At 68.8% G+C, this 1318-nt stretch carries 1 protein-coding gene; it reads left to right on the top strand.

Annotation, left to right across the window (positions count from 1 at the left end; all coding sequences use genetic code 11):
- Positions 1-69: 69 nt before the first annotated feature.
- Positions 70-1286 (top strand): IS3 family transposase gene (locus tag ACIBQ8_RS51165; protein ID WP_397195921.1). Its coding sequence is split into 2 segments (ribosomal slippage): positions 70-379 and positions 379-1286, totalling 1218 coding nucleotides; the frame shifts between segments, so codons are not numbered across the junction.
- Positions 1287-1318: the final 32 nt, after the last annotated feature.

Below are 1318 nucleotides of genomic sequence, written 5' to 3'. Positions count from 1 at the left end.
GGGCCCTGCCCCCGAGGTGTGGACACCTTGAGTACCGGATGATGGAGATCCGGAGACAAGGAGTTCCACGTGGCGATGAAGTCGTATCCGCCGGAGTTCAAGGCGGACGCCGTCGCGTTGTATCTGTCCGATCCGGGACAGACGCTGGCCTCGGTGGCCGAGGACCTGGGGATCAGCCGGGAGACACTGCGTAACTGGGTGCGTCAGGCCCAGGCGGAGGGCACTGCGGGCGCGAAGAAGCGGGCCCCGCACAAGCGGCCGGCGCGGGGCCCGCTATCGTCCGACGACGTGCTGGAAGAGGAGAACAAGCAGCTCAAGGCACGGATCCGGGAGCTGGAGATGGAGCGCGACATCCTGCGCCGGGCAGCGAAGTATTTCGCCGGAGAGACGAACTGGTGAGCCGCTTCGAGTTCGTCGACGACCACGCCGGCGCCTTCGGCGTCAAGCGGCTGTGCCGGGTCTTGAAGGTGTCCCGCTCGGGCTTCTACCGGTGGCGCAGGGCGGCGCCGGCCCGGGCGGAGCGGGCCGCGGCCGATGCCGCACTCGCCGCGGAGATCAAGCAGATCCACGGCGCGTTCGACGGCACCTACGGCAGTCCGCGCATCACCGCCGAGCTGCGCGCCAGGGGCCACACGGTCAACCACAAGCGGGTCGCGCGGGTGATGCGCCGTTGCGGCATCGTCGGGCTGCACCTGCGTAAGAAGGTCCGCACCACGGTGCCGGAACCCTCGCATCAGAAGGTGCCCGACCTGATCGGGCGGGACTTCACCGCGCCGGCCCCGAACCAGCGCTATGTCGGCGACATCACCTACTTGCCCGTCGGCGAGGGCCGGTTCCTGTATCTGGCGACCGTGCTGGATCTGTGTTCGCGGCGGCTGGCGGGCTGGTCGATCGCCGATCACATGCGCGCCGAGCTGGTGAGCGACGCGCTGCGCGCGGCCGCTGCGACACGGGGCGGTCTGCACGGCGCGATCTTCCATGCCGATCACGGGGCCCAGTACACCTCGGCCGAGTTCGCCAGGGTCTGTGCCGAGCTCGGTGTGCGCCAGTCCATGGGAGCCGTCGGCACCAGCGCCGACAACGCCGCGGCGGAGGCGTTCAACGCCACCCTCAAACGCGAAACGCTGCAGGGCGCCAAGCGCTGGTCCTCGGCGCGTGAGGCCCGCCTGGCCGTCTTCAAGTGGATCACTCGCTACAACACTCGAAGGAGACACTCCGCCCTCGGCTACCTCAGCCCTATCGACTACGAGCAGCAAACCACCGATAAGGTGCTGCTCGCCGCATGACAACCCGTGTCCACGCTTCGGGGTGAGCCCTC

Origin of the sequence: Nonomuraea sp. NPDC049646 (assembly GCF_044465525.1) — a bacterium.
In the GTDB taxonomy this organism is placed as follows: domain Bacteria; phylum Actinomycetota; class Actinomycetes; order Streptosporangiales; family Streptosporangiaceae; genus Nonomuraea.
This window is presented reverse-complemented; position numbering and strand designations above follow the sequence as displayed.